The organism is Streptomyces sodiiphilus, from assembly GCF_039529215.1.
Classification (GTDB): Bacteria; Actinomycetota; Actinomycetes; order Streptomycetales; family Streptomycetaceae; genus Streptomyces; species Streptomyces sodiiphilus.
Window position 1 is genome coordinate 140,334 of sequence record NZ_BAAAMJ010000001.1, and the last position, 19,569, is coordinate 159,902.

Below are 19,569 nucleotides of genomic sequence, written 5' to 3' on the forward strand. Positions count from 1 at the left end.
GCTGCCGGGGCCGGCCGCGGGATATCGGAGGTTGGACATGCTCGACAGCACAGCGGAGGCCGCACGGCGGCCGGTCAGGTGGGGAATCCTGTCCACCGGCTCGATCGCCGCCCGGTTCACCGGGGATCTGCTGGGGATGCCGGAGGCGGAAGTCGCCGCTGTCGGCTCCCGCGCTCCCGGGCCGGCCCGGGAGTTCGCCGACCGGTTCGGCATACCCCGGGCCCACGGGAACTGGGCGGACCTGGCAGCCGATCCGGAGGTGGATGTCGTCTATGTCGCCACCCCGCACAACGCCCACCATCCGGCGGCCCGCCTGTGCCTGGAGGCCGGGAAGGCGGTGCTGTGCGAGAAGGTCTTCACCCTGAATGCGACCGAGGCCCAGGATCTTGTGGAACTGGCCCGGCAACGGGGGGTGTTCCTGATGGAGGGCATGTGGACGTACTGCAATCCGGTGATACGCCGGATGACCGAGCTGGTGCGGGACGGTGCCATCGGTGAGGTCCGCGCGGTGCACGCGGACTTCGGGCTGGCGGGGCGGTTCGAGGACGGACACCGGCTGCTCGACCCGGCCCTGGGCGGCGGAGCGCTCCTGGATCTGGGCGTCTACCCGGTGTCGTTCGCCCATCTCGTGCTCGGGGAACCCGCAGAAGTGGCGGCCTGGGCCCGGCTGCGCGGCGGCGTCGACGAGAACACCGGAATGCTTCTCGGCTACTCCTCGGGGGCGGTGGCGGCGCTGACGTGCTCGCTGGTGGCCGATACCCCGCTGCGGGCGGCGGTGACCGGAACCGCGGGCCGCATCGAGTTCCCGCGCGGGTTCTTCTTCCCCGAGCAGTGCGTTCTGCACCGGCCGGGGAAGGAGCCGGAGGAGATCAACGGGCCGGGTACGGGCGTCACCTTCGCCCACCAGGCGGCGGAGGTGATGCGGTGTCTGCGGGCCGGGGAGACCGAGTCACCCCTGGTGCCGCTGGACGGCACCGTGGCGGTCATGCGGACGCTGGACCGGGTGCGCGAGCGCATCGGGGTCCGCTTCCCCGGGGAGTGAGCGTGTCTTCGGCCGGGACCGTCCTCCCGGCCGAAGACACCCGGCTCAGGACCCGGCCGGACGTGCCGGGCCGGTGTCGCGCGCCTGGGCCCAGTCCTGCTGACGGGCCAGGGCCTCCTTGGCCTCGGCGAGCTGGACCGCGACCGCCGACGGCGCCGTTCCACCGCGGCCGTCACGGGCGGCCAGGGCCCCGGGCACGTTCAGGACACCGCGCACGTCCGGGGTGAGGTGCGGGGAGATCTTGGCGAACTGCTCGTCGGTGAGGTCCTCCAGTTCAATCCCCTCCGCCTCGCAGACCTTGACGCACTCCCCCGCGACCTCGTGGGCCACCCGGAACGGCACCCCCCGCTTGACGAGCCACTCGGCGACGTCGGTGGCGAGCGAGAACCCCGCGGGGGCCAGCTCGGCCATCCGCTCGCGGTTGACGGTGAGAGTGGCCATCATGCCGGTGAAGGCCGGCAGGAGGATCTCCAGCTGATCACAGGAATCGAAGACCGGCTCCTTGTCCTCCTGGAGGTCCCGGTTGTAGGCCAGCGGCAGCGCCTTCAGCGTGGCCAGCAGACCGGTGAGGTTGCCGATGAGGCGCCCGGACTTGCCGCGCGCGAGCTCGGCGATGTCCGGATTCTTCTTCTGCGGCATGATCGAACTGCCGGTGGAGAAGGCGTCGTGCAGGGTGACGAAGGAGAACTCCTTCGTGTTCCAGATGATGACCTCCTCCGCGATCCGGGAGAGATCCACACCGATCATCGCGGTGATGAAGGCGAACTCGGCGACGAAGTCCCGGGAGGCCGTGCCGTCGATGGAGTTGGCGGCCGAACCGCCCTCGAAGCCCAGGTCGGCGGCGACCGCCTCCGGGTCCAGGCCGAGGGAGGAGCCGGCCAGGGCTCCCGAGCCGTAGGGAGAGACCGCCGCCCGCTCGTCCCACTGCCGCAGCCGCTGGGCGTCGCGGGACAGGGCCTGGACATGAGCGAGGACATGGTGGGCGAACAGCACGGGCTGGGCGTGCTGCAGGTGGGTGCGGCCGGGCATGGCCACACCGGGGTTGCCCTCCGCCAGCCCGATCAGCGCCGCCTGCAGGTCGGCGATCAGACCGCCGATGATCCGTGCGTGGTCCCGCAGGTACATGCGGAACAGCGTGGCCACCTGATCGTTGCGTGAGCGGCCCGCGCGCAGCTTGCCGCCGAGGTCGGGGCCGAGCCGCTCGATCAGACCGCGCTCCAGGGCGGTGTGCACGTCCTCATCGGCGACGGTGCCGGTGAAGGAGCCGTCCGCGACGTCCGCCTCCAGGCGGTCCAGCCCTTCGGTCATCCGGCTCAGCTCGTCCGCGGTGAGCAGTCCGGCGGTGTGCAGGACCCGGGCGTGCGCCCGGGAGCCGGCGATGTCGTAGGGGGCCAGCCGCCAGTCGAAGTGGACCGAGGCGCTGAGCTTCTCCAGCGCCTGCGCCGGGCCGTCGGCGAACCGGCCGCCCCACAGCCGGACGTCCGGACCGCCGTCTGCTCCCGCCGGAACTGCGCCGGTGCCGTTCCGCTCGGTCACTGGGCCAGGTCCCGCTTGGCCGCGATCTTGGAGGACATGCCGAAGATCTCGATGAAGCCCTTCGAGAGGGACTGGTCGAAGGTGTCGCCCGTGTCGTAGGTGGCCAGGTTGAAGTCGTAGAGCGACTTCTCCGACCGCCGGCCGGTGACCACGGCCCGGCCGCCGTGCAGGGTCATCCGGATGTCGCCGCTGACGTGCTCGTTGGCCTGCTCGATGAAGCCGTCCAGGGCCCGCTTGAGCGGGGAGAACCACAGACCGTCGTAGACCAGCTCCGTCCACCGCTGCTCGACCTGCCGCTTGTAGCGGGCCAGTTCGCGCTCGACGGTGACGTTCTCCAGCTCCTGGTGGGCGGTGATCAGCGCGATACCGCCGGGCGACTCGTAGACCTCCCGGGACTTGATGCCGACGAGCCGGTCCTCGACCATGTCGATCCGGCCGATGCCCTGGGCGCCGGCCCGCTCGTTGAGCTCCTGGACGGCTTGGAGCACAGTGACGGCCCTGCCGTCCAGAGCGACCGGCACGCCCCGCTCGAAGGTGACGACCACCTCGTCGGGCTCCCGGGCGACGGCCGGGTTCTGGGTGTACTCGTAGATGTCCTCGATCGGCGCGTTCCAGATGTCCTCCAGGAAGCCGGTCTCCACCGCCCGGCCGAAGACGTTGGCGTCGATGGAGTACGGCGACTTCTTCGTGGTGGCGATCGGCAGCCCCTTGGCCTCGCAGAAGGCGATGGCCTTGTCCCGGGTCATGGCGTAGTCCCGGACCGGGGCGATGCACGTGAGGTCGGGAGCCAGGGAGGAGATACCGGCCTCGAACCGGACCTGGTCGTTCCCCTTGCCGGTGCAGCCGTGAGCCACGGTGTCCGCGCCGTGCTTGCGGGCGGCGGCCACCAGGTGCTTGACGATGGTGGGCCGGGAGAGCGCGGAGACCAGCGGGTACCGGTCCATGTAGAGCGCGTTGGCCTTGATCGCCGGGAGGCAGTACTCCTCGGCGAACTCGTCCTTCGCGTCGGCGACCTCGGCCTCCACGGCGCCGCAGGCCAGCGCGCGCTTGCGGATGACGTCGAGGTCCTCGCCACCCTGGCCGACATCGACGGCGACGGCGACGACCTCGGCCCCGGTCTCCTCGGCGATCCAGCCGATGGCGACGGAGGTGTCCAGGCCGCCGGAGTAAGCGAGTACGACGCGCTCGGTCACGGGGGTCTCCTTAGGAAGCATGCACGATCTGGAATAAGTATGCAGCACTTCGCATGGTTCGTCAACGCTCCACCCCGCCGAAGGGACGACGGCATACTGACGGTCATGGGGAAGACATATGAACGCATCGACGGCAGGCTGCGGACCTTCATCGAGGAACAGCCGATGTTCTTCACCGCCACCGCGCCGCTGACGGCCGACGGCACCGTGAATCTCTCGCCGAAGGGCCTGACGGGCTCGTTCGCCGTGCTGGACGACCGCACCGTCGCCTATCTGGACTTCGCCGGAAGCAACGCCGAGACGATCGCCCACCTGCGGGAGAACGGCCGGATCACGCTGATGTGGTGCGCCTTCTCCGGCCCACCGAACATCGTCCGTGTGCACGGGCGCGGGGAACCCGTCTTCCGCGACGACCCGCGCTGGGCCGGGCTGCTGGCGCACTTCCCGGACATCGACACCTCCCGGCACGGCCTTCGGGCGGTGATCGTCGTCACGGCCGAGCTGATCCGGGACACCTGCGGGTACGCGGTCCCGTTCATGGCCTACGAGGGCGACCGTCCGCTGCACGGGTCCCGCTTCGAGCGGGAGGACGACGAGACGCTCGACCGGTACTTCCGGGGCAAGGAACACGTGGCGACCAGCCTGGACGGACTGCCGGGGCTCCCTCTCCCGCTGCCGCCCACCCCCGCCGGATGACCGGGGAGGGGCGGCCCCGCATCACTGGTCACGCTGGGCCAGCCGCAGCAGGTGGTCGGCGAGCGACTGCCCACCCACCGGATCGCGGCTGATCAGAAGCAGGGTGTCGTCACCGGCGATGGTCCCGAGGATGTCGTGCACCTCCGCCTGGTCGATCGCCGACGCGAGGAACTGCGCGGCGCCGGGCGGGGTCCGCAGCACCACCAGATTCGCGGAGGCCTCCGCGGAGATGAGCAGTTCCCCGGCCAGCCGGGCCATCCGCTCCTCCTTGACGGACTCCCCCAGCGGAGCGCGCGGTGTGCGGAACCCCCCCTCACTGGGCACGGCGTAGATCAGCTCGCCGCCGGCGTTGCGGATCTTGACCGCGCCCAGCTCGTCGAGGTCCCGGCTGAGCGTCGCCTGGGTGACGCTCAGGCCGTCGTCGGCCAGGAGCTTGGCGAGCTGGCTCTGCGAGCGCACCGGCTGCCGGTTCAGGATGTCCACGATCCTGCGGTGCCGTGCGGTGCGGGTCTGCGGGACTGCCGGGCCGTGCTGCTCCTGGGTCATGCTCCCTCTTCCGGTCATCGGTCCGCGGCGGACGGATCCGCCGCGTCCAGGGCGGCGGGCAGGGCGCTCAGCAGCGCGTCCACCTCGGCGTCACCGACGATCAGCGGCGGGGCGAGCCGCACCACGTGCGGGGCGACCGCGTTCACCAGGAAGCCCGCGTCCTGGGCCGCCTGCTGCACCTGCTGCGCCCGCGGCTCGGTGAGCACGATACCCAGCAGCAGTCCCGATCCGCGGACCAGGTCGACCAGAGGGTGGCCCAGCCGCCAGATGCCCTCCCGCAGGCGTTCGCCGCTGTCCTTCACCCGCTGCAGCAGGTCCTCCGCGGCGATGGTGTCCAGGACCGCGAGCGCTGCGGCGCAGGCGACCGGGTTCCCGCCGAACGTGGAGCCGTGCCGGCCGGGTGTCAGCAGCCGTGCGGCCTCACCGAAGGCGAGGGTGGCCCCGATGGGCAGGCCCGCGCCCAGCCCCTTGGCCAGAGTGATCACGTCGGCCTCGACGCCCTGGGCCTGACCGGCGAACCAGTGGCCGGTCCGCCCCACACCCGTCTGCACCTCGTCCAGCACCAGCAGCGTACCGGTGGCCCGGGTGATCTCCCGGGCCGCGGCGAGGTAGCCCTCCGGCGGGACGACGACTCCGTTCTCGCCCTGGACGGGCTCCAGTATCACCAGAGCCGTGTTCTCCGTGACCACCGCCCGCAACGCCTCGGCGTCCCCGTAGGGAACGTGGCTGACGTCACCGGGCAGCGGCTGGAAGCCCTCCTGCTTGGCCGGCTGGCCGGTCAGCGCCAGGGCGCCCATGGTCCGCCCGTGGAAGCCACCGCGGGTGGCGACCATGTGGGACCGTCCGGTGAGCCGTCCGATCTTGAAGGCGGCTTCCACCGCCTCGGCACCGGAGTTGGAGAAGTAGACGCGTCCCGGCCGTCCGGCGAGCTCCAGCAGCCGCTCGGCCAGGCTCACCGGCGGTTCGGCGGCGAAGAGGTTCGAGACATGGCCGAGCGTGGCGATCTGCTCGGACACCGCCCGTACGACCGCCGGGTGGCCGGTGCCCAGCGAGGTCACCGCGATGCCGCCGGTGAAGTCCAGGTACTCCTTGCCGTCGGCATCCCACAGCCGGGCACCCTCCCCGCGGACCAGCGGGATGCGCGGGGTGCCGTAGTTGTCAGCCAGCGCTTCCCGCCAGCGCCGCATCAGCTCCTGGTTGTTCATCCCGTCTTCCCCTCCCCGGCCCCACGGGCCCTGTCGTTCCGTGCCGTTCCGTCGGGAACGACCATGGTGCCGATGCCCTCGTCCGTGAAGATCTCCAGCAGGATCGAGTGCTGGACACGGCCGTCGATCACCCGCGCGGTGCGGACACCGTGGCGCACCGCGTGCAGGCAGCCCTCCATCTTGGGCACCATGCCGCTGGCCAGGTCCGGCAGGAGCTTCTCCAGTTCGCTCTCGGTGAGGCAGCTGATGACCTCGTCGCTGTGGGGCCAGTCGGCGTACAGGCCCTCCACATCGGTCAGCACCATCAGCGTCTCGGCCCCCAGCGCCGCGGCGAGCGCCGCCGCCGCCGTGTCGGCGTTGATGTTGTACACACCGTTGTCGTCGCCGTCGTCGGAGCTGCGGGCGATCGAGGAGATGACCGGGATGCGGCCGTCTTCCAGGAGTGCCCGCACCGCGCCGGTGTCGATGCCGGTCACCTCCCCGACCCGGCCGAGGTCGACGCGTTCGCCGTCGAGGTCGGCATACCTCTTGGTCGCGGTCATCAGGTGTGCGTCCTCGCCGGTCATGCCGACGGCGAACGGCCCGTGCCGGTTGAGCAGGCCGACCAGTTCGCGCTGGACCTGACCGGCCAGGACCATGCGCACCACGTCCATGGCCTCCGGCGAGGTCACCCGCAGCCCCGCCTTGAACTCCGAGGCGAGCCCGAAACGGTCCAGCTGTGCGCTGATCTGCGGCCCGCCGCCGTGGACCACGACGGGGCGCAGCCCCGCGTGCCGCAGGAAGACGACGTCCTGGGCGAAAGCGGCCTTGAGTTCGTCGTCGACCATGGCGTTGCCGCCGAACTTGATCACGACGGTCTTTCCGTGATGGCGAGTGAGCCAGGGCAGCGCCTCGATGAGGATGCGGGCCTTGGGCAGGGCGGTGTGCCGGCGGGCGGTCACGGGGGCGGGGTCTGTGGTGGTCATGAGGAGTACGCGCTGTTCTCGTGGACGTAGTCGGCGGTCAGGTCGTTGGTCCAGATGACCGCGGACTCCTCGCCTGCGGACAGGTCCGCGGTGATGCGGACCTCGCGGTAGCGCATGTCGACCAGGGAGCGGTCCTCCCCCACGGAGCCGTTCCGGCAGACCCACACGCCGTTGATGGCGACGTTCAGCCGGTCGGGGTCGAAGACGGCGGAGGTGGTGCCGATGGCCGACAGCACCCGGCCCCAGTTGGGATCCTCGCCGTGCAGGGCGCACTTGAGGAGATTGTTGCGGGCGATGGAGCGGCCGACCTCGACGGCGTCCGCCTCGCTCGCGGCCCCGGTGACCTCGATGCGGATGTCCTTGGAGGCGCCCTCCGCGTCACCGATCAGCTGCCGGCACAGGTCCTGGCAGACCTCCTGGACCGCGGCGGCGAAGGCACCGGTATCCGGAACGGTTCCGCTCGCCCCGGAGGCGAGCAGCAGCACCGTGTCGTTGGTGGACATGCACCCGTCGGAGTCGACGCGGTCGAAGGTGACCGCGGTGGCCCGGCGCAGCACGGTGTCGAGCGTGGCGGCGTCCACGTCGGCGTCGGTGGTGAGCACCGCGAGCATGGTCGCCAGGCCGGGGGCGAGCATTCCGGCGCCCTTGGCCATCCCGCCGACCGTGAAGCCCTCACCCCGGACGACGGCCGTCTTGTGGACGCTGTCCGTGGTGGTGATCGCGATGGCCGCCTTCTCACCGCTGTGGGCCGACAGCTCGGCGCACGCCTTCTCGATGCCGGGCAGCAGACGGTCCATCGGCAGCCGGATACCGATGAGGCCGGTGGAGGCGACGGCGATGTCGCCGGCGCTGTGCCCGAGCATCTCGGCGGCCTTCTCCGCCGTGGCGTGGGTGTCCTGGAAGCCGAGAGGGCCGGTGCACGCGTTGGCCCCGCCCGAGTTGAGAACGACGGCCGAGACCTGCCCGTCCTTGATCACCTGCTGGGACCAGAGCACCGGGGCCGCCTTGACCCGGTTGGAGGTGAAGACGCCGGCAGCCGCCAGGCGCGGCCCCTGATTGACCACCAGAGCCAGGTCCGGCTTGCCCCCCTCCTTGATTCCGGCGGCGATGCCCGCCGCCGTGAACCCCTGTGCTGCCGTGACGCTCACTGGGTGTCTCCGTTCGCTTCTGCGCCGGCCCGGTGCGGGCCGCTCGGCTCGTGCGGATCGTGCGGATCGTGCGGATGGGCGAGAGCTGCCTCGCTCACGGTGCGAGCCCGGTGGCGGGAAGGCCCAGGTCCTCGGGGAAGCCGAGCGCGATGTTCATCGACTGGACCGCGCCGCCCGCGGTGCCCTTGGTGAGGTTGTCGACGGCGGTGACCGCCACGATGCGCCCGGCCTCCTCGTCGAGGGTCACCTGCACCAGCGCCGAGTTGGAACCGAGAACGGACGCGGTGGCGGGCCACTGCCCCTCGGGGAGGAGCCGCAGGAAGGGCTCGCCGGCGACGGCCTTGGCGTACGCCTCCCGCACCGCGCCCGCGGTGGTCCCGGGACGGGCCGCGGCGGTGCAGGTCGCGAGAATCCCGCGGGGCATCGGGGCGAGGGTGGGAGTGAAGGACACCGTGACCGGTTCGCCAGCGACGGCTGAAAGGTTCTGCACCATCTCGGGGGTGTGCCGGTGCGCGCCCCCCACCCCGTAGGGACTCATGGAGCCCATCACCTCGCTGCCGAGGAGATGGGGCTTGAGCGCCTTGCCCGCCCCGGAGGTGCCGGACGCCGCGACGATCACGGCCTCGGGCTCGGCGAGCCCGGCGGCGTAGGCGGGGAACAGCCCCAGCGTGACGGCGGTCGGGTAGCAGCCGGGCACCGCGATGCGGCCGGCACCGGCCAGCGCCTCCCGGGCGCCGGGAAGCTCCGGCAGGCCGTACGGCCAGGTGCCGGCGTGCGGGGAGCCGTACCAGCGCTCCCAGGCCGCGGAGTCGGACAGGCGGAAGTCGGCCCCGCAGTCGATCACCAGGACCTCGTCCCCCAGCCCGGCCGCCACCTCGGCCGACCGGCCGTGGGGCAGGGCGAGGAAGACCACGTCGTGACCGGCCAGCACCTCGGGCTCGGTGGGCTCCAGGACGCGTCCGGCCAGCGGCCCCAGGTGCGGCTGCAGACCGCCCAGCTCCCGCCCGGCGTTCGACCCGCCGGTCAGAGCCCCGATCTCGATCCGCGGGTGCTGGAGCAGCAGCCGCAGCAGCTCCCCTCCCGCGTACCCGCTCGCTCCCGCCACGGCCGCACTCACGGACATCGCCTCTCTCTCAGCCATGGCATGACTATACGAGTCCATGCACTTTTATGCAATGGGGTCGTTCGGGACTCTCGTGGGCCCTCGGCACCGGCCTACCGGCCTGCCGAGGTCAGCCGATCCGCTCATGTGGCCGGGCACGCGGCAAACGGCCTCGGGCGCTGTCCGGCCGCTGTCCGGCTCCGTCCCGTATCAGCACCCGTGCGAAAGCCGGCTCCGGCCGGAGACCGGCTCGTTGATCATCATCGGCACGGGGGTGGCGCCGGGTGGGGGCCGGGAGCCATATTGAGCAGCGCCATGCGGGTACTACTGGTCGAGGACGACGACGAATTCGCCGATGCGCTGAGCACCGCGCTGTGGCGGCACGGATACGAGGTGCTGCGCGCCGACAGCGGGGCGCGGGCGCTGGAGGCGCCCGCCGTGGATCTGGTGCTGCTCGATCTGGGGCTGCCGGACCTGGACGGGATCGAGGTCCTGCGCCGGCTGCGCGAGCGCAGCCAGGTGGGGGTGATCGCGGTGACCGCTCGCGGCGAGGAGCGGCACCGGGTGCTGGGGCTGCGCACCGGCGCGGACGACTACCTGGTGAAGCCGTTCGGGATGGCGGAGCTGGCCGCCCGGATGGACGCCGTGCTGCGCCGGGTCCGGCCCGGCACGCCATTGCCCGGGCAGCTGATCCGGGTGGGTGCGGTGGAGATCGACCTGGCCCGGCGGGCGGTGTTCCGGGACACGGTCGAGGTGAGTCTGACGCGCAAGGAGTTCGACCTGCTGGCGGCGCTGGTCCGGGCCGAGGGGGCGGTTCTGAGCCGGGAGCGGATTCTCGCCGAAGTGTGGCAGACCACCTGGCGGGGAGTGGACCGGTCACTGGAGGTGCACGTGGCCAGCCTCCGGGCCAAGCTGGGGCCTCCGCGGCCGATCCTGACGGTGCACGGGGTGGGCTACCGGCTGGCCTCGCCGCCGGCCCGGTGAGCCGGGCATGCGACGCCGGCTGCTGGCCGTCTACCTGGTGATGCTCGCGCTGGTGCTGGTGGCGGTGGCGGTGCCCTATGCCGCCGCGACCGCGGCCCGGGACACCCAGGAGGCGTTCATCGACCAGCTGAACGACACCGCACGCTTCGCCTCGCTGGCCGAACCCGCCCTGCGCACCGGGGAGACGGTGACCCTGCAGGCCGAACTGGCCCGCTATGACGAACTGTTCGGTGTGGGCGCGGCGGTGGTGGACATCAACGGGGAACCGCTGGTGGTCTCCCGGGACGGCCTTCCGCTGGACGACACGGCAGTGCGGCGACGGATGGAGGCCGGGCTGTCCGGCGAGAGATCCGGTGTGGAACAGGCTCTCCGGCCGTGGCGGGACGAGCCGATGGTGCTGGCCGAGCCGGTGGGCCGGGGCGGGGAGGTGACCGGCGCCGTACTCACGGTGGCCCCCACCGACCAGCTGCGCGGTCAGATCCTGCGCCGCTGGGGAGCGCTCGCCGCGCTGGCCGGGACGGCGCTGACCCTGGCGGTGCTGGCCGGTCTCGCCCTTGCCCGATGGACACTGCGGCCGGTGCGGGATCTGGACGCGGTCGCCCACCGGATCACCGCGGGGGCGCTGGAAGCCCGGGTGCCCGAGGACGCCGGGCCTGCCGAACTCCGCCGCCTGGCAACGTCTTTCAACCTCATGGCCGACACGGTCACCGGCGCCCTGACCCGGCAGCGCGCCTTCGTCTCCCAGGCCAGCCATCAGCTCCGTACGCCGCTTGGGGTGCTCCGGCTCCGGGTGGAGAACCTGGCCGGGCATCTGCGCCCCTCGGGCGACCGGGAGCATCGCAGGACCCTGGCCGAGACACTCCGCCTGGCGGGCATTCTCGACAGCATGCTCGCCCTGGCCCGGGCGGAAGGCGCTCCCCCGGTCGCCGGCACGGCCGACGCGGGGATGCTGATGCGGGACCGGGCGGCGGCCTGGGGGCCGGTGGCCGGCAACCGTGAGATGCGGCTGGAGGTCTCGGCGGTGGGATCCGCCCCGGTGCGTGCCACCGTGGAAACACTGGAGCAGTGCCTGGACGCGCTGATCGACAACGCGCTGAAGTTCGGTCCCCGGGGTGGCCGGGTGCTGTTGCGGCTGTCCCTCCGGGAGGGCTGGACCGAGCTGCATGTCATCGACGAGGGGCCGGGGCTGGAGGAGGCGGAACGGGTCCGGGCGACGGAACCCTTCTGGCGCGGGCAGAGTCACCAGAACGTTCCCGGGTCCGGTCTCGGCCTGTCGGTCGTCGCGCAGCTGGTGGCGGCCTGCGACGGCGAGCTGGCGCTGCTGCCGGCCCGGCCGGGAGGGGTCGACGCGCGGCTGCGGCTTCGCCCCGCCGAGCAGCAGTCAGCTTGACCCGGCGGCGGAGAGGGTACCGGTCCGCCGCCGCGGTCAGCCGGACCGCCCGCGCGCCTCCCGGTAGTGGTCGGCCGCTCCCGGGTGCAGTTCCACCGGATAGGTCGAGAAAGCTCCGCGCAGGTTCAGCCTTCTTGCCTCCGGGTGCGCGTCGGCCAACTCCTCCCGGGCGGCGAAGAGCACCCCGGTCAGCCAGCGGGCCAGTTCCCGGTCCATGTCGGCGTGCACGATCAGGTAGTTCGGTACCCCGATGGTCCCGGTGGCCGGCAGACCGTAGACCGACTGAGGGATGCTGCGCTCGGCGTACAGCTCCCCGTAGCGGGCCCGCATCGGCCCGGCGTGCTCGGCCAGGTCCACCAGCCGGATGTTGCCGGCGTCCGCCAGCTCCCCCACGGCCTGGGCGGGCAGGCCGCTGGAGAAGAAGAAGGCGGACAGCTCCCCGGCGGCCAGCGCGGCCGCCGAGGCATCGATGTTGAGCCTGCTGCGCTCCAGGTCGCTGCCGGGCTCGATGCCGGACAGCTCCAGCAGCCGGTCCACGATGAGTTCGGTTCCCGAGCCCTCGGCCCCGGTGGAGACCCGCCGGCCGCGCAGGTCCTCCAGGGACCGGATGCCGGAGTCACGGGCCACCACCAGATGGACGTAGTTGTCGTACAGACGGGCCAGGGCACGCACCGGCTGCGGGTCCTCGAAGGGCGGCTCACCCGCCGCCGCCAGAGCGGCGGAATCGGCCAGCGAGAACGCCACCTCCGCCTCCCCGGAGATCACCTGCCGGACATTGTCCAGCGACGCCGCCGTCCGCAGCACCTCCGGTTCCAGGCCCGGCAGGTGCGAGCGGAGCGCGTCGGACAGGCCGTGGCCGTAGGCGTAGTAGACACCGCCGGGGGCGCCGGTGGCGATGCGCAGTTCCCCGGCGTGGGAAGGCGGTGTGCCCTGGCACGCCGGGAGAACGGCGAGAACGGCCGCGAGCAGGCCGAGGCGGAGGCGCTCCAGTGTCATGCGGCCCGACAGTAGTGCGCCTGCGCCCGGGCGGTACCCGCCGGTGCCGGGAAGACCTCAGAGATTCCTCAGGCACACCGCCGGACGGCTGCCGGGCACCCGCCCCGGCACTACCGTCCGGTGCCACCGGCGTGCCGGCCCCACGCTCGGCACACCACCTCCACACGTACCAGAGAAGGAGCGCTTCATGGGACGACAGCGCCGCCGGACCGCCCTCGGGATCACCGCGGGCCTCTGCCTCACCGTACTGGCGACCTCGTGCACCCAGCCTGCCGACGCCGCCCGGGAGGACGAGGGCGACCGGTCCAGCCTCTCCATCGCCACCGGGACCACCGGGGGGATCTACTACCCGCTGGGCGGGGCGATGGCCGAGATCATCAACCGGGACGTGGAAGGGGTGTCGGCCAGCGCGGAGGCCACCGGGGCCTCGGTGGAGAACCTGCGGCTGATGGCCGGCAACGAAAGTGACCTCGCCATCACCCAGGGCGACGTGGCCTATCAGGCGTACCACGGGGAAGGGGAGTTCGCGGACTCGCCGGTCAGAGCCCAGGCCCTGATGGTGCTCTACCCGAACGTGTACCACGCGGTGTCGCTGCGCTCGGTCCACCGCGAGCAGCGGCTGGACTGCTTCGGCGACATCAAGGGGAAGCGGTTCTCCGTGGGTGCCCCGGGAAGCGGAAACGAGCTGGCCACCAACCTGGTGTTCGAGGCACTGGGCATGTCGCCGGACGCCGACATCACCCGGCAGCGGTACGCCTACGCCGAGACAGCGCGGGCCCTGCGCGAGGGCCAGGTGGACGCCGGGTCCTGGGTGGTCGGCGAGGGCCACGGTTCGCTGCGGGAACTGGAGGCGACCGATCCGATCCACCTCATCCCGATGTGCGAGGACGAGCTGGCGAAGGTCACCGGCGAGCACCCCTTCTACACGCCGCACACCGTCCGGGGCGGCACCTACTCCACGGTCGAGGAGGACGTGGACACGCTCGCCCTGTGGAACGTGCTCTCGGTTCCCGAGGACATGTCGGAGGAGCGCGGCTACGAACTGGCGAGTGCGCTGTACGGGAACACCGATTTCCTGGGCCAGGTGTACGAGGGCGGCATCGAGTATCTCGTCCTGGAGACCCTGGAGCACAGCCCCGTGCCGCTGCACCCCGGGGTGATCCGGTACGCCGAGGAACAGGGCGTCACGGTGCCCGACGAGCTCCGGCCCTGACCGGACCGTGCGTTCGCGGACTCCGGCGCGGCCCGGGCTCCGGGCGGTCGCGGCCTGCATCATGGCCGCGGCCGTCACCTCGGCCCTGGCCTGGCCGGCGTGGGACGGGCTGGAGGTCCGCCCCCAGGAGGGACCCGGCTGCCGCCTGCCGCTGGCCGGCGGGGAGACCTTCGTCCTGGCCTTCACACACTCGGTCGACCGTCTGCCGGTCGAGGACCACTACCGGGTGGAGGACGGCCGCATCGTGCAGGAAGCCACCCGGCTGCGGCAGTTCGGGGCCGGCATGGGCCACATCCACGGCGTCGGCGAGGGCCGCGCGGACGGTGACTGGTGGGAGGTCACCGGGATGGGCCGTGAGGTGGGAGACCTGGTGGTCCGGGCCGGCGGCCCGCAGGTCGGTCACCTGCTCCATCATCCCGGCGGCACGGTGGCCCTCTCCGGCCGCTGGGCCGGGCAGCGGGTGACGATCCGGCCGGAGCGGCAGTCCACCATCCAGCGCGCCCTGTCGTCCCTCGGGGGACCGTGCGGGGCGGATTCGCAGACCGTGCCGGAGGAGGCACCGTGACCGAGTACAGCACCAGTGGCCCGCAGCAGGGCGGGAGACCCGGCAGCCCGGCGGACGCCGCGCCGGAGCCCGTCGGAGCCGGGATGCCGGGGGACGAGCCGGGGTCGGCCCCGCTGTGGCGGCAACTGGCCGTCTCCCGCTGGGGCACCGGCCCGGCCGGACGCGGGGCGGGACTGGCCGTGCTCGTCGTCGCCGTGGCGCTGGGGTCCTATCAGATCTGGACGGCCGTGGACCTGGGTCTGCCGTCCTATCTCCAGCGTGTGCTGCACCTGATGTTCGTGCTGGTGCTGGTGTTCGCGGTGCGGCCGGCCGGCAAGGGGGCCTGGGCCCGCGGGCGGGTGATGGTGGCGGTCGATCTGACGCTGGTACTGGCGGCGGTGGCGGTCAGTCTCTATCCGGTGGTGGCCTACGACGGCATCGTCGCCCGCACCGGCAACCCCTCGGATCTCGACCTGGCGATGGGAGCGGTGGCGATCGCACTGCTGCTGGAGGCCTGCCGCCGGGTGATCGGGGTCTTCATGGCCTTGCTGGTCGCCGGCTTCCTGTGCTACGCCTGGATCGGCCCGCTGCTGCCGGGACTGCTGTCCCACCGCGGTTACACCTTCCAGCGGATCATCTACCACAACTACCTTTTCCAGGAAGGCATCTACGGGCTGGCCCTGGGAGTGGCGGCCAGTTTCGTCTTCATGTTCATCCTGTTCGGCGCCGTGCTGGAGAAGACCGGCGGGGGCGCGTTCTTCATCAACATCGCCTACGCGCTCACCGGCAGGTACCGCGGGGGTCCGGCCAAGGGCGCGGTGGTGGCCAGTTCCCTGATGGGCTCGGTCTCCGGCAGCGCCATCGCCAACACCGTCACCACCGGGTCCTTCACGATCCCGATGATGAAGAAGGTCGGGTACAAGCCGCACGAGGCCGGAGGTGTGGAGGCGGCCGCCTCCACCGGAGGCCAGCTGCTGCCGCCGATCATGGGAGCGGGCGCCTTCGTCATGGCGGAGCTGATCGGCGTGCCCTACATGGAGATCGTCAAGGTCGCCGTCATTCCCGCGCTGATGTACTTCGCGGTGATCTTTCTGTTCGTCGACATCCTGGCCCGACGGCACGGCATCACGGGGGTCCCCGCGGATCAGTTGCCGCGGCTGCGGGACGTCCTGCGGGACGGCTTCCACTTCCTGCTGCCCTTCGTGCTGCTGATCGTGCTGCTCACGCAGTACTACGAACCGCTGCTGGCCGGCCTGTACGCCACCGCCGTGCTGGCCGTGGTTGCCATGTTCCGCGCGGCGAGCCGGCTGAACGCCAAGGACGTCGCGGAGGTCTTCGTGCTGGCCGCCCGGAACACCCTGTCGGTCTCGGTGGCGTGCGCGGCGGCGGGCGTGATCGTGGGCATGGTGGGGCTCACCGGCCTCGGCCTGAAGTTCTCCAGCATGATGCTGAGCTGGGGAGGGGGCTACCTGCTGCCCACGCTGCTGCTGATCGCGGTGGCCTCCCTGGTGCTCGGGATGGGCCTGCCGGTGACCGCCGCGTACATCGTGCTGATCGTGCTGGCCGGTCCGGCCCTGCTGGACCTCGGCGTTCCGCTGATCGTCGCCCATATGATCGTCTACTGGTACAGCCAGGACTCCAACGTCACACCACCGGTGGCACTGGCCGGTTTCGCCGCTTCGGGTGTGGCCGGCTCGAATCCCATGCGCACGTCCCTGGCCGCGTGGAAGTTCTCCAAGGGCCTGTATGTGATCCCGCTGCTCATGGCCTACTCACCCTTGCTGCTCAACGGCTCGGCGGGTGAGGTCGTGCTCGCCGTGGTCTCCGGTCTGCTGGGACTGATGGCCTTCGCCGTCACCATCGAGGGCTGGTGGCTGCGCCGGACGGCACTGTGGGAACGGCTGGCCTCGGGCGCCGCCGCGGTGCTTCTGCTCACGCCGTCGGTGGCCGCCGACGCGGTGGGGGCGGTGCTGGTGCTGGCGGCGGTGGTGGCTCAGCTGCGCGGCCCCCGGGGACGGACGGACAGCCTCACCCCAGCCGCAGATGCCACTGTCCCCTCCCCCCGCTGAGGCTGACCACGGACAGCGGGTACACCTCGGTGCGCCAGTAGGAATCCGGCGGTGCCTTCAGGACGTAGAGCATCGCCGCCTTGATGACCGAGGGTTCGGTGACAGCGACCACCCGGCCGTCCGGGCCGACCGGCCGGGTGTCCAGCCAGCCGCCGACCCGGGACACGAAGGACAGCAGCGGCTCACCGCCGTGGGGTGCCGAGCGCGGATCCTGCAGCCAGTTGTCGACGGCGGCCGGCTCCCTGGCCACCACCTGCTGGAGGGTCATCCCCCGCCAGCGGCCCATGTCGCAGTCCCGCAGAGCGAGCTGGGCCAGCGGGGCGAGTCCGAGCACGTCGCCCGTCTGCCGGCTGCAGGCCGTGGGCGAGCAGTACCGCAGCTCGGCGGCGGCCAGCGGCGCCAGCACCGGGACGGCACGCTCCACGGCGTACCAGCCCGCGGTGTCCAGGGGCCTGTCGTCGTCGAAGCGGACGTCGAGGGGTGAACAACTGCGGGCAGCGGCTATCAGCGTGACCAGCATGGCCGAATGGTACGGAGAGCATATTTCCGGGACCAGCGTCCTACGCCTCTTGTTTTCCGGCCCGCCAGGTCACTCGGCTCCGCGAATCATCCACTTCCCGTGCTCGCGCACCGGCCGGAATCCCGCATTGCGGTACAGTCCGTGCGCGTCGGCGGTGGCGAGCATGACGGGGCGCGGCCCGTCCTCCCCCAGCTCTTCGAGTACCGCACGGACCAGGTGTTCTCCCAGCCCGAGACCGCTCGCGGAACGGTCGAGACAGACATCGCAGAGCCAGGCGAAGTGCCCCGGTGGTGACCACCCGCATAGCCGCACTGCTCACCCGACTTCCGGTGATACATGCCGAAATTGAGCGATCCGTCGATCGCCGCCTACTGGGCAGCGCGGCTTCGCCCCGCCGCCCAGTAGGCGTCCGTGGAGCCACCGGTGAATCCGCTGGGTGTCCAGCCGCTCCGGATCCGTGGAGATGACGTATTGCTCGATCATGAGCAGAGCGTGGCAGGCCACGGCGGGCGGCGTCGACCGGATTCGGACGGGAGCCCCGACGCGAAGTGGACTAAAATGTCACTAACCTGCCCATATCTTCGGTTGTTCAGGAGGCACCCCGATGCGAGCCAGAGCCGGTGACCGGGTGGTGACCCACAGCAGGACCGTCGGCGGACACGAGAAGGTCGCGGAGATCGTGGAGGTGATGGGCCCGAACGGAGAGCCGCCCTACCGGGTCCGGTCCCGGGACGGGCACGAGACCGTGGTGGCCCCGGGCCCCGACTCGGTGGTGGAGCACCGGGCCGACCGCGACCGGTGAGCGCCCGCGACATGCTTCTCAGCTGTAGTGGTCCCGCACCACACGGGTGAGGGCGCCGATCGGGTCGTCGGCGACCTGCCGGGCGGAGAAGAAGGCGTGGCCGCGGACCTCTGGGTGATCGCGGCAGAAGGCGAGGTGCCGGGAGAGCTCGGCGGGGTCGTGCCATGCCGCCGGCTGCGCCGGGTCGGCCACCTTGTAGGCCGCCTCCCCGATGTACAGCCGCACCCCCGTGCCCTCGGTGACGTCCGCCCACCAGGGCACCAGGGCGGCATAGTCGGCCGCGGAGAAGCCGATGTGCCAGTAGAGCTGCGGGGTGACGTAATCCAGCCAGCCCTCCTTCACCCAGGTCCGCACGTCCGCGTAGAGGTCGTCGTAGGTCTGCACACCGGCCCGGGTCGGGGAGCCCAGGGGGTCGGTGTCGCGGTTCCGCCAGACCCCGAAAGGACTCACCCCGAACGGGATGTCCGGCTTGATCTCACGCACCCGCCGGTGCATCTCCCGGACCAGCCGGTCGATGTTGTCGCGCCGCCAGTCGCCCCGGTCCGCGAAATCCCCGCCGTGCGCGGCGAACGCCGCGTCGTCATCGAACCTCTGCCCTGCCACCGGGTAGGGGTAGAAGTAGTCGTCCCAGTGCACGCCGTCGATGTCGTAGTGCTCGACGGCATGCAGCATCGCCTCCTGGGTGAAGGCACGCACCTCGGGAATCCCGGGGTTGTAGTAGAGCCGCCCGCCGTGCCGGACCACCCATCCGGGATTCCGCCGGGCCGGGTGGCCGGCGGCCAGCCGCCCGGGGTCGTCGTGCATGGCGACGCGGTAGGGGTTGAACCAGGCGTGGAGCTCCAGCCCGCGGCGGTGCGCCTCCTCGACCGCGAAGCCCAGGGGGTCCCAGCCCGGGTCCCGGCCCTGCTCCCCCGTCAGCCAGGCGGACCACGGCTCGTGGGGCGAGGGCCACAGCGCGTCGGCAGTGGGACGCACCTGGAGGTAGACGGTGTTCAGCCGCCGCTCGACCGCGGTGTCGAGGAGCGAGAACAGTTCGCCCCGCCCCTGGTCCGGAGCCAGCCCGGACCGCGACGGCCAGTCGATATTGGCGACCGAGGCCACCCACATGCCGCGCAGCTCGGTACCGTGCGGACGGCCGGGCGGGGCGACGGACCGCCCGGAGGCCGCCGAGGCATTCAGCGCGAGAGCCCCGGAGAGCACCCCTGCCGTCGCCAGGGCGAAGCCCCGGCGTGTGATCCGTCCCATGTCCTACCCCCGCTCTGAGGTGACCCGGTCCGCCGTCCGCCTCCGCCCGGCGAAGGAGCGGCACCCTCCCGCGGGGCCGATGGCGTCCCGGCAGCTTGCCCGATAGTCGGCGGTATGCCCGCCCGGGTGCAAGTGTCCCCGCCGAGCGGCTCTCCCGGCCACACCCGGATGGCTTCCCCGCGCCCCCTTATGCGAACAGCGTTCGACGGTTGACATGCCACTGTTCACGTCGCCCCGGCGACTCGGCCTCGCTCGGCTTCCTCGGCAGCCGGCCCGGCGGCAGCAACGACGCGTCGGACTCCTTCGCGCTCAACGGCGCGGCCTGCTCCAACGGGTCAACTTGACCCGGCCCTGAAGGACCGGGCTTGGAGGT

Annotated in this window: 19 protein-coding genes; 8 read left to right on the top strand and 11 right to left on the bottom strand. The window is 71.7% G+C overall.

Annotation, left to right across the window (positions count from 1 at the left end; all coding sequences use genetic code 11):
• Positions 1-37 precede the first annotated feature (37 nt).
• Positions 38-1,042: a Gfo/Idh/MocA family protein gene (locus ABD299_RS00715; RefSeq protein WP_344257906.1), complete on the top strand. Its 1,005-nt coding sequence runs from the start codon at positions 38-40 to the stop codon at positions 1,040-1,042.
• A 45-nt stretch (positions 1,043-1,087) separates the two neighbouring features.
• Here ABD299_RS00715 and argH read toward each other — a convergent pair whose 3' ends face one another.
• Both argH and ABD299_RS00725 read right to left on the bottom strand, forming a co-directional pair.
• Positions 1,088-2,578, bottom strand: a complete 1,491-nt coding sequence (argH, locus tag ABD299_RS00720) for an argininosuccinate lyase (RefSeq protein WP_344257907.1) — start codon at positions 2,576-2,578, stop codon at positions 1,088-1,090.
• A complete protein-coding gene (locus ABD299_RS00725) occupies positions 2,575-3,771 on the bottom strand; it encodes an argininosuccinate synthase (protein ID WP_344257908.1) in 1,197 nt (398 codons plus the stop codon). The genes argH and ABD299_RS00725 overlap by 4 nt, the downstream gene beginning before the upstream one ends.
• A gap of 105 nt (positions 3,772-3,876) precedes the next feature.
• Here ABD299_RS00725 and ABD299_RS00730 point away from each other — a divergent pair, with 105 nt between their 5' ends.
• A complete protein-coding gene (locus tag ABD299_RS00730; protein ID WP_344257909.1) occupies positions 3,877-4,467 on the top strand; it encodes a pyridoxamine 5'-phosphate oxidase family protein in 591 nt (196 codons plus the stop codon).
• 21 nt (positions 4,468-4,488) lie between these two features.
• Here ABD299_RS00730 and ABD299_RS00735 read toward each other — a convergent pair whose 3' ends face one another.
• The 5 genes from ABD299_RS00735 to argC all read right to left on the bottom strand — a co-directional run bounded on the left by ABD299_RS00735 (position 4,489) and on the right by argC (position 9,454).
• Positions 4,489-5,013, bottom strand: a complete 525-nt coding sequence (locus tag ABD299_RS00735; protein WP_344257910.1) for an arginine repressor — start codon at positions 5,011-5,013, stop codon at positions 4,489-4,491.
• A 14-nt stretch (positions 5,014-5,027) separates the two neighbouring features.
• Entirely contained in the window at positions 5,028-6,218 is a 1,191-nt protein-coding gene (locus ABD299_RS00740; RefSeq protein ID WP_344257912.1) for an acetylornithine transaminase, read from the bottom strand.
• Positions 6,215-7,183, bottom strand: coding sequence for an acetylglutamate kinase (argB, locus tag ABD299_RS00745; protein ID WP_344257913.1), 969 nt, complete (start codon positions 7,181-7,183; stop codon positions 6,215-6,217). The genes ABD299_RS00740 and argB overlap by 4 nt, the downstream gene beginning before the upstream one ends.
• On the bottom strand, positions 7,180-8,331 hold the full coding sequence (argJ, locus tag ABD299_RS00750) for a bifunctional glutamate N-acetyltransferase/amino-acid acetyltransferase ArgJ (protein WP_344257915.1): 1,152 nt from the start codon (positions 8,329-8,331) through the stop codon (positions 7,180-7,182). The genes argB and argJ overlap by 4 nt, the downstream gene beginning before the upstream one ends.
• Positions 8,332-8,425: 94 nt before the next feature.
• Entirely contained in the window at positions 8,426-9,454 is a 1,029-nt protein-coding gene (gene argC / locus ABD299_RS00755; RefSeq protein ID WP_344257944.1) for an N-acetyl-gamma-glutamyl-phosphate reductase, read from the bottom strand.
• Positions 9,455-9,748: 294 nt separating this feature from the next.
• Between argC and ABD299_RS00760 the strand changes: the two genes are divergently transcribed.
• Together ABD299_RS00760 and ABD299_RS00765 are read left to right on the top strand one after the other, a co-directional pair.
• On the top strand, positions 9,749-10,417 hold the full coding sequence (locus ABD299_RS00760; RefSeq protein ID WP_344257916.1) for a response regulator transcription factor: 669 nt from the start codon (positions 9,749-9,751) through the stop codon (positions 10,415-10,417).
• Between the two features lie 7 nt (positions 10,418-10,424).
• Positions 10,425-11,807: a sensor histidine kinase gene (locus tag ABD299_RS00765; RefSeq protein WP_344257917.1), complete on the top strand. Its 1,383-nt coding sequence runs from the start codon at positions 10,425-10,427 to the stop codon at positions 11,805-11,807.
• Positions 11,808-11,843: 36 nt separating this feature from the next.
• Here ABD299_RS00765 and ABD299_RS00770 read toward each other — a convergent pair whose 3' ends face one another.
• Complete coding sequence (locus tag ABD299_RS00770) at positions 11,844-12,803, bottom strand: TAXI family TRAP transporter solute-binding subunit (protein ID WP_344257918.1); 960 nt, start codon at positions 12,801-12,803, stop codon at positions 11,844-11,846.
• Positions 12,804-12,990: 187 nt separating this feature from the next.
• Between ABD299_RS00770 and ABD299_RS00775 the strand changes: the two genes are divergently transcribed.
• The 3 genes from ABD299_RS00775 to ABD299_RS00785 all read left to right on the top strand — a co-directional run bounded on the left by ABD299_RS00775 (position 12,991) and on the right by ABD299_RS00785 (position 16,629).
• Positions 12,991-14,016 (top strand): TAXI family TRAP transporter solute-binding subunit, encoded by a 1,026-nt coding sequence (locus ABD299_RS00775; RefSeq protein ID WP_344257919.1) that lies wholly within the window; start codon positions 12,991-12,993, stop codon positions 14,014-14,016.
• A gap of 61 nt (positions 14,017-14,077) precedes the next feature.
• On the top strand, positions 14,078-14,581 hold the full coding sequence (locus ABD299_RS00780) for a DUF1850 domain-containing protein (RefSeq protein ID WP_344257921.1): 504 nt from the start codon (positions 14,078-14,080) through the stop codon (positions 14,579-14,581).
• Positions 14,578-16,629 carry a TRAP transporter permease gene (locus tag ABD299_RS00785; protein ID WP_344257923.1) on the top strand — a complete coding sequence of 684 codons (2,052 nt, stop codon included), beginning with the start codon at positions 14,578-14,580 and terminating at the stop codon, positions 16,627-16,629. The genes ABD299_RS00780 and ABD299_RS00785 overlap by 4 nt, the downstream gene beginning before the upstream one ends.
• Here ABD299_RS00785 and ABD299_RS00790 read toward each other — a convergent pair.
• Positions 16,589-17,149 carry a histidine phosphatase family protein gene (locus tag ABD299_RS00790; RefSeq protein ID WP_344257924.1) on the bottom strand — a complete coding sequence of 187 codons (561 nt, stop codon included), beginning with the start codon at positions 17,147-17,149 and terminating at the stop codon, positions 16,589-16,591. The genes ABD299_RS00785 and ABD299_RS00790 overlap by 41 nt on opposite strands.
• A 69-nt stretch (positions 17,150-17,218) precedes the next feature.
• Entirely contained in the window at positions 17,219-17,461 is a 243-nt protein-coding gene (locus tag ABD299_RS00795; RefSeq protein ID WP_344257926.1) for a GNAT family N-acetyltransferase, read from the bottom strand.
• A 292-nt stretch (positions 17,462-17,753) separates the two neighbouring features.
• Between ABD299_RS00795 and ABD299_RS00800 the strand changes: the two genes are divergently transcribed.
• Entirely contained in the window at positions 17,754-17,951 is a 198-nt protein-coding gene (locus ABD299_RS00800) for a DUF1918 domain-containing protein (protein ID WP_344257928.1), read from the top strand.
• 18 nt (positions 17,952-17,969) lie between these two features.
• Here the strand turns inward: ABD299_RS00800 and ABD299_RS00805 are convergent, their stop codons facing one another.
• A complete protein-coding gene (locus ABD299_RS00805) occupies positions 17,970-19,196 on the bottom strand; it encodes a glycoside hydrolase family 10-like protein (protein ID WP_344257930.1) in 1,227 nt (408 codons plus the stop codon).
• Positions 19,197-19,569 lie beyond the last annotated feature (373 nt).

Coding starts and splice junctions, on each gene's coding strand:
- ABD299_RS00715 (WP_344257906.1), top strand. CDS start 38: ATGCTCGACAGCACAGCGGAGGCCGCACGGCGGCCGGTCAGGTGGGGA.
- ABD299_RS00730 (WP_344257909.1), top strand. CDS start 3,877: ATGGGGAAGACATATGAACGCATCGACGGCAGGCTGCGGACCTTCATC.
- ABD299_RS00735 (WP_344257910.1), bottom strand. CDS start 5,013: ATGACCCAGGAGCAGCACGGCCCGGCAGTCCCGCAGACCCGCACCGCA.
- ABD299_RS00740 (WP_344257912.1), bottom strand. CDS start 6,218: ATGAACAACCAGGAGCTGATGCGGCGCTGGCGGGAAGCGCTGGCTGAC.
- argB (WP_344257913.1), bottom strand. CDS start 7,183: ATGACCACCACAGACCCCGCCCCCGTGACCGCCCGCCGGCACACCGCC.
- argC (WP_344257944.1), bottom strand. CDS start 9,454: ATGTCCGTGAGTGCGGCCGTGGCGGGAGCGAGCGGGTACGCGGGAGGG.
- ABD299_RS00760 (WP_344257916.1), top strand. CDS start 9,749: ATGCGGGTACTACTGGTCGAGGACGACGACGAATTCGCCGATGCGCTG.
- ABD299_RS00765 (WP_344257917.1), top strand. CDS start 10,425: ATGCGACGCCGGCTGCTGGCCGTCTACCTGGTGATGCTCGCGCTGGTG.
- ABD299_RS00770 (WP_344257918.1), bottom strand. CDS start 12,803: ATGACACTGGAGCGCCTCCGCCTCGGCCTGCTCGCGGCCGTTCTCGCC.
- ABD299_RS00775 (WP_344257919.1), top strand. CDS start 12,991: ATGGGACGACAGCGCCGCCGGACCGCCCTCGGGATCACCGCGGGCCTC.
- ABD299_RS00780 (WP_344257921.1), top strand. CDS start 14,078: ATGGCCGCGGCCGTCACCTCGGCCCTGGCCTGGCCGGCGTGGGACGGG.
- ABD299_RS00790 (WP_344257924.1), bottom strand. CDS start 17,149: ATGCTGGTCACGCTGATAGCCGCTGCCCGCAGTTGTTCACCCCTCGAC.
- ABD299_RS00800 (WP_344257928.1), top strand. CDS start 17,754: ATGCGAGCCAGAGCCGGTGACCGGGTGGTGACCCACAGCAGGACCGTC.
- ABD299_RS00805 (WP_344257930.1), bottom strand. CDS start 19,196: ATGGGACGGATCACACGCCGGGGCTTCGCCCTGGCGACGGCAGGGGTG.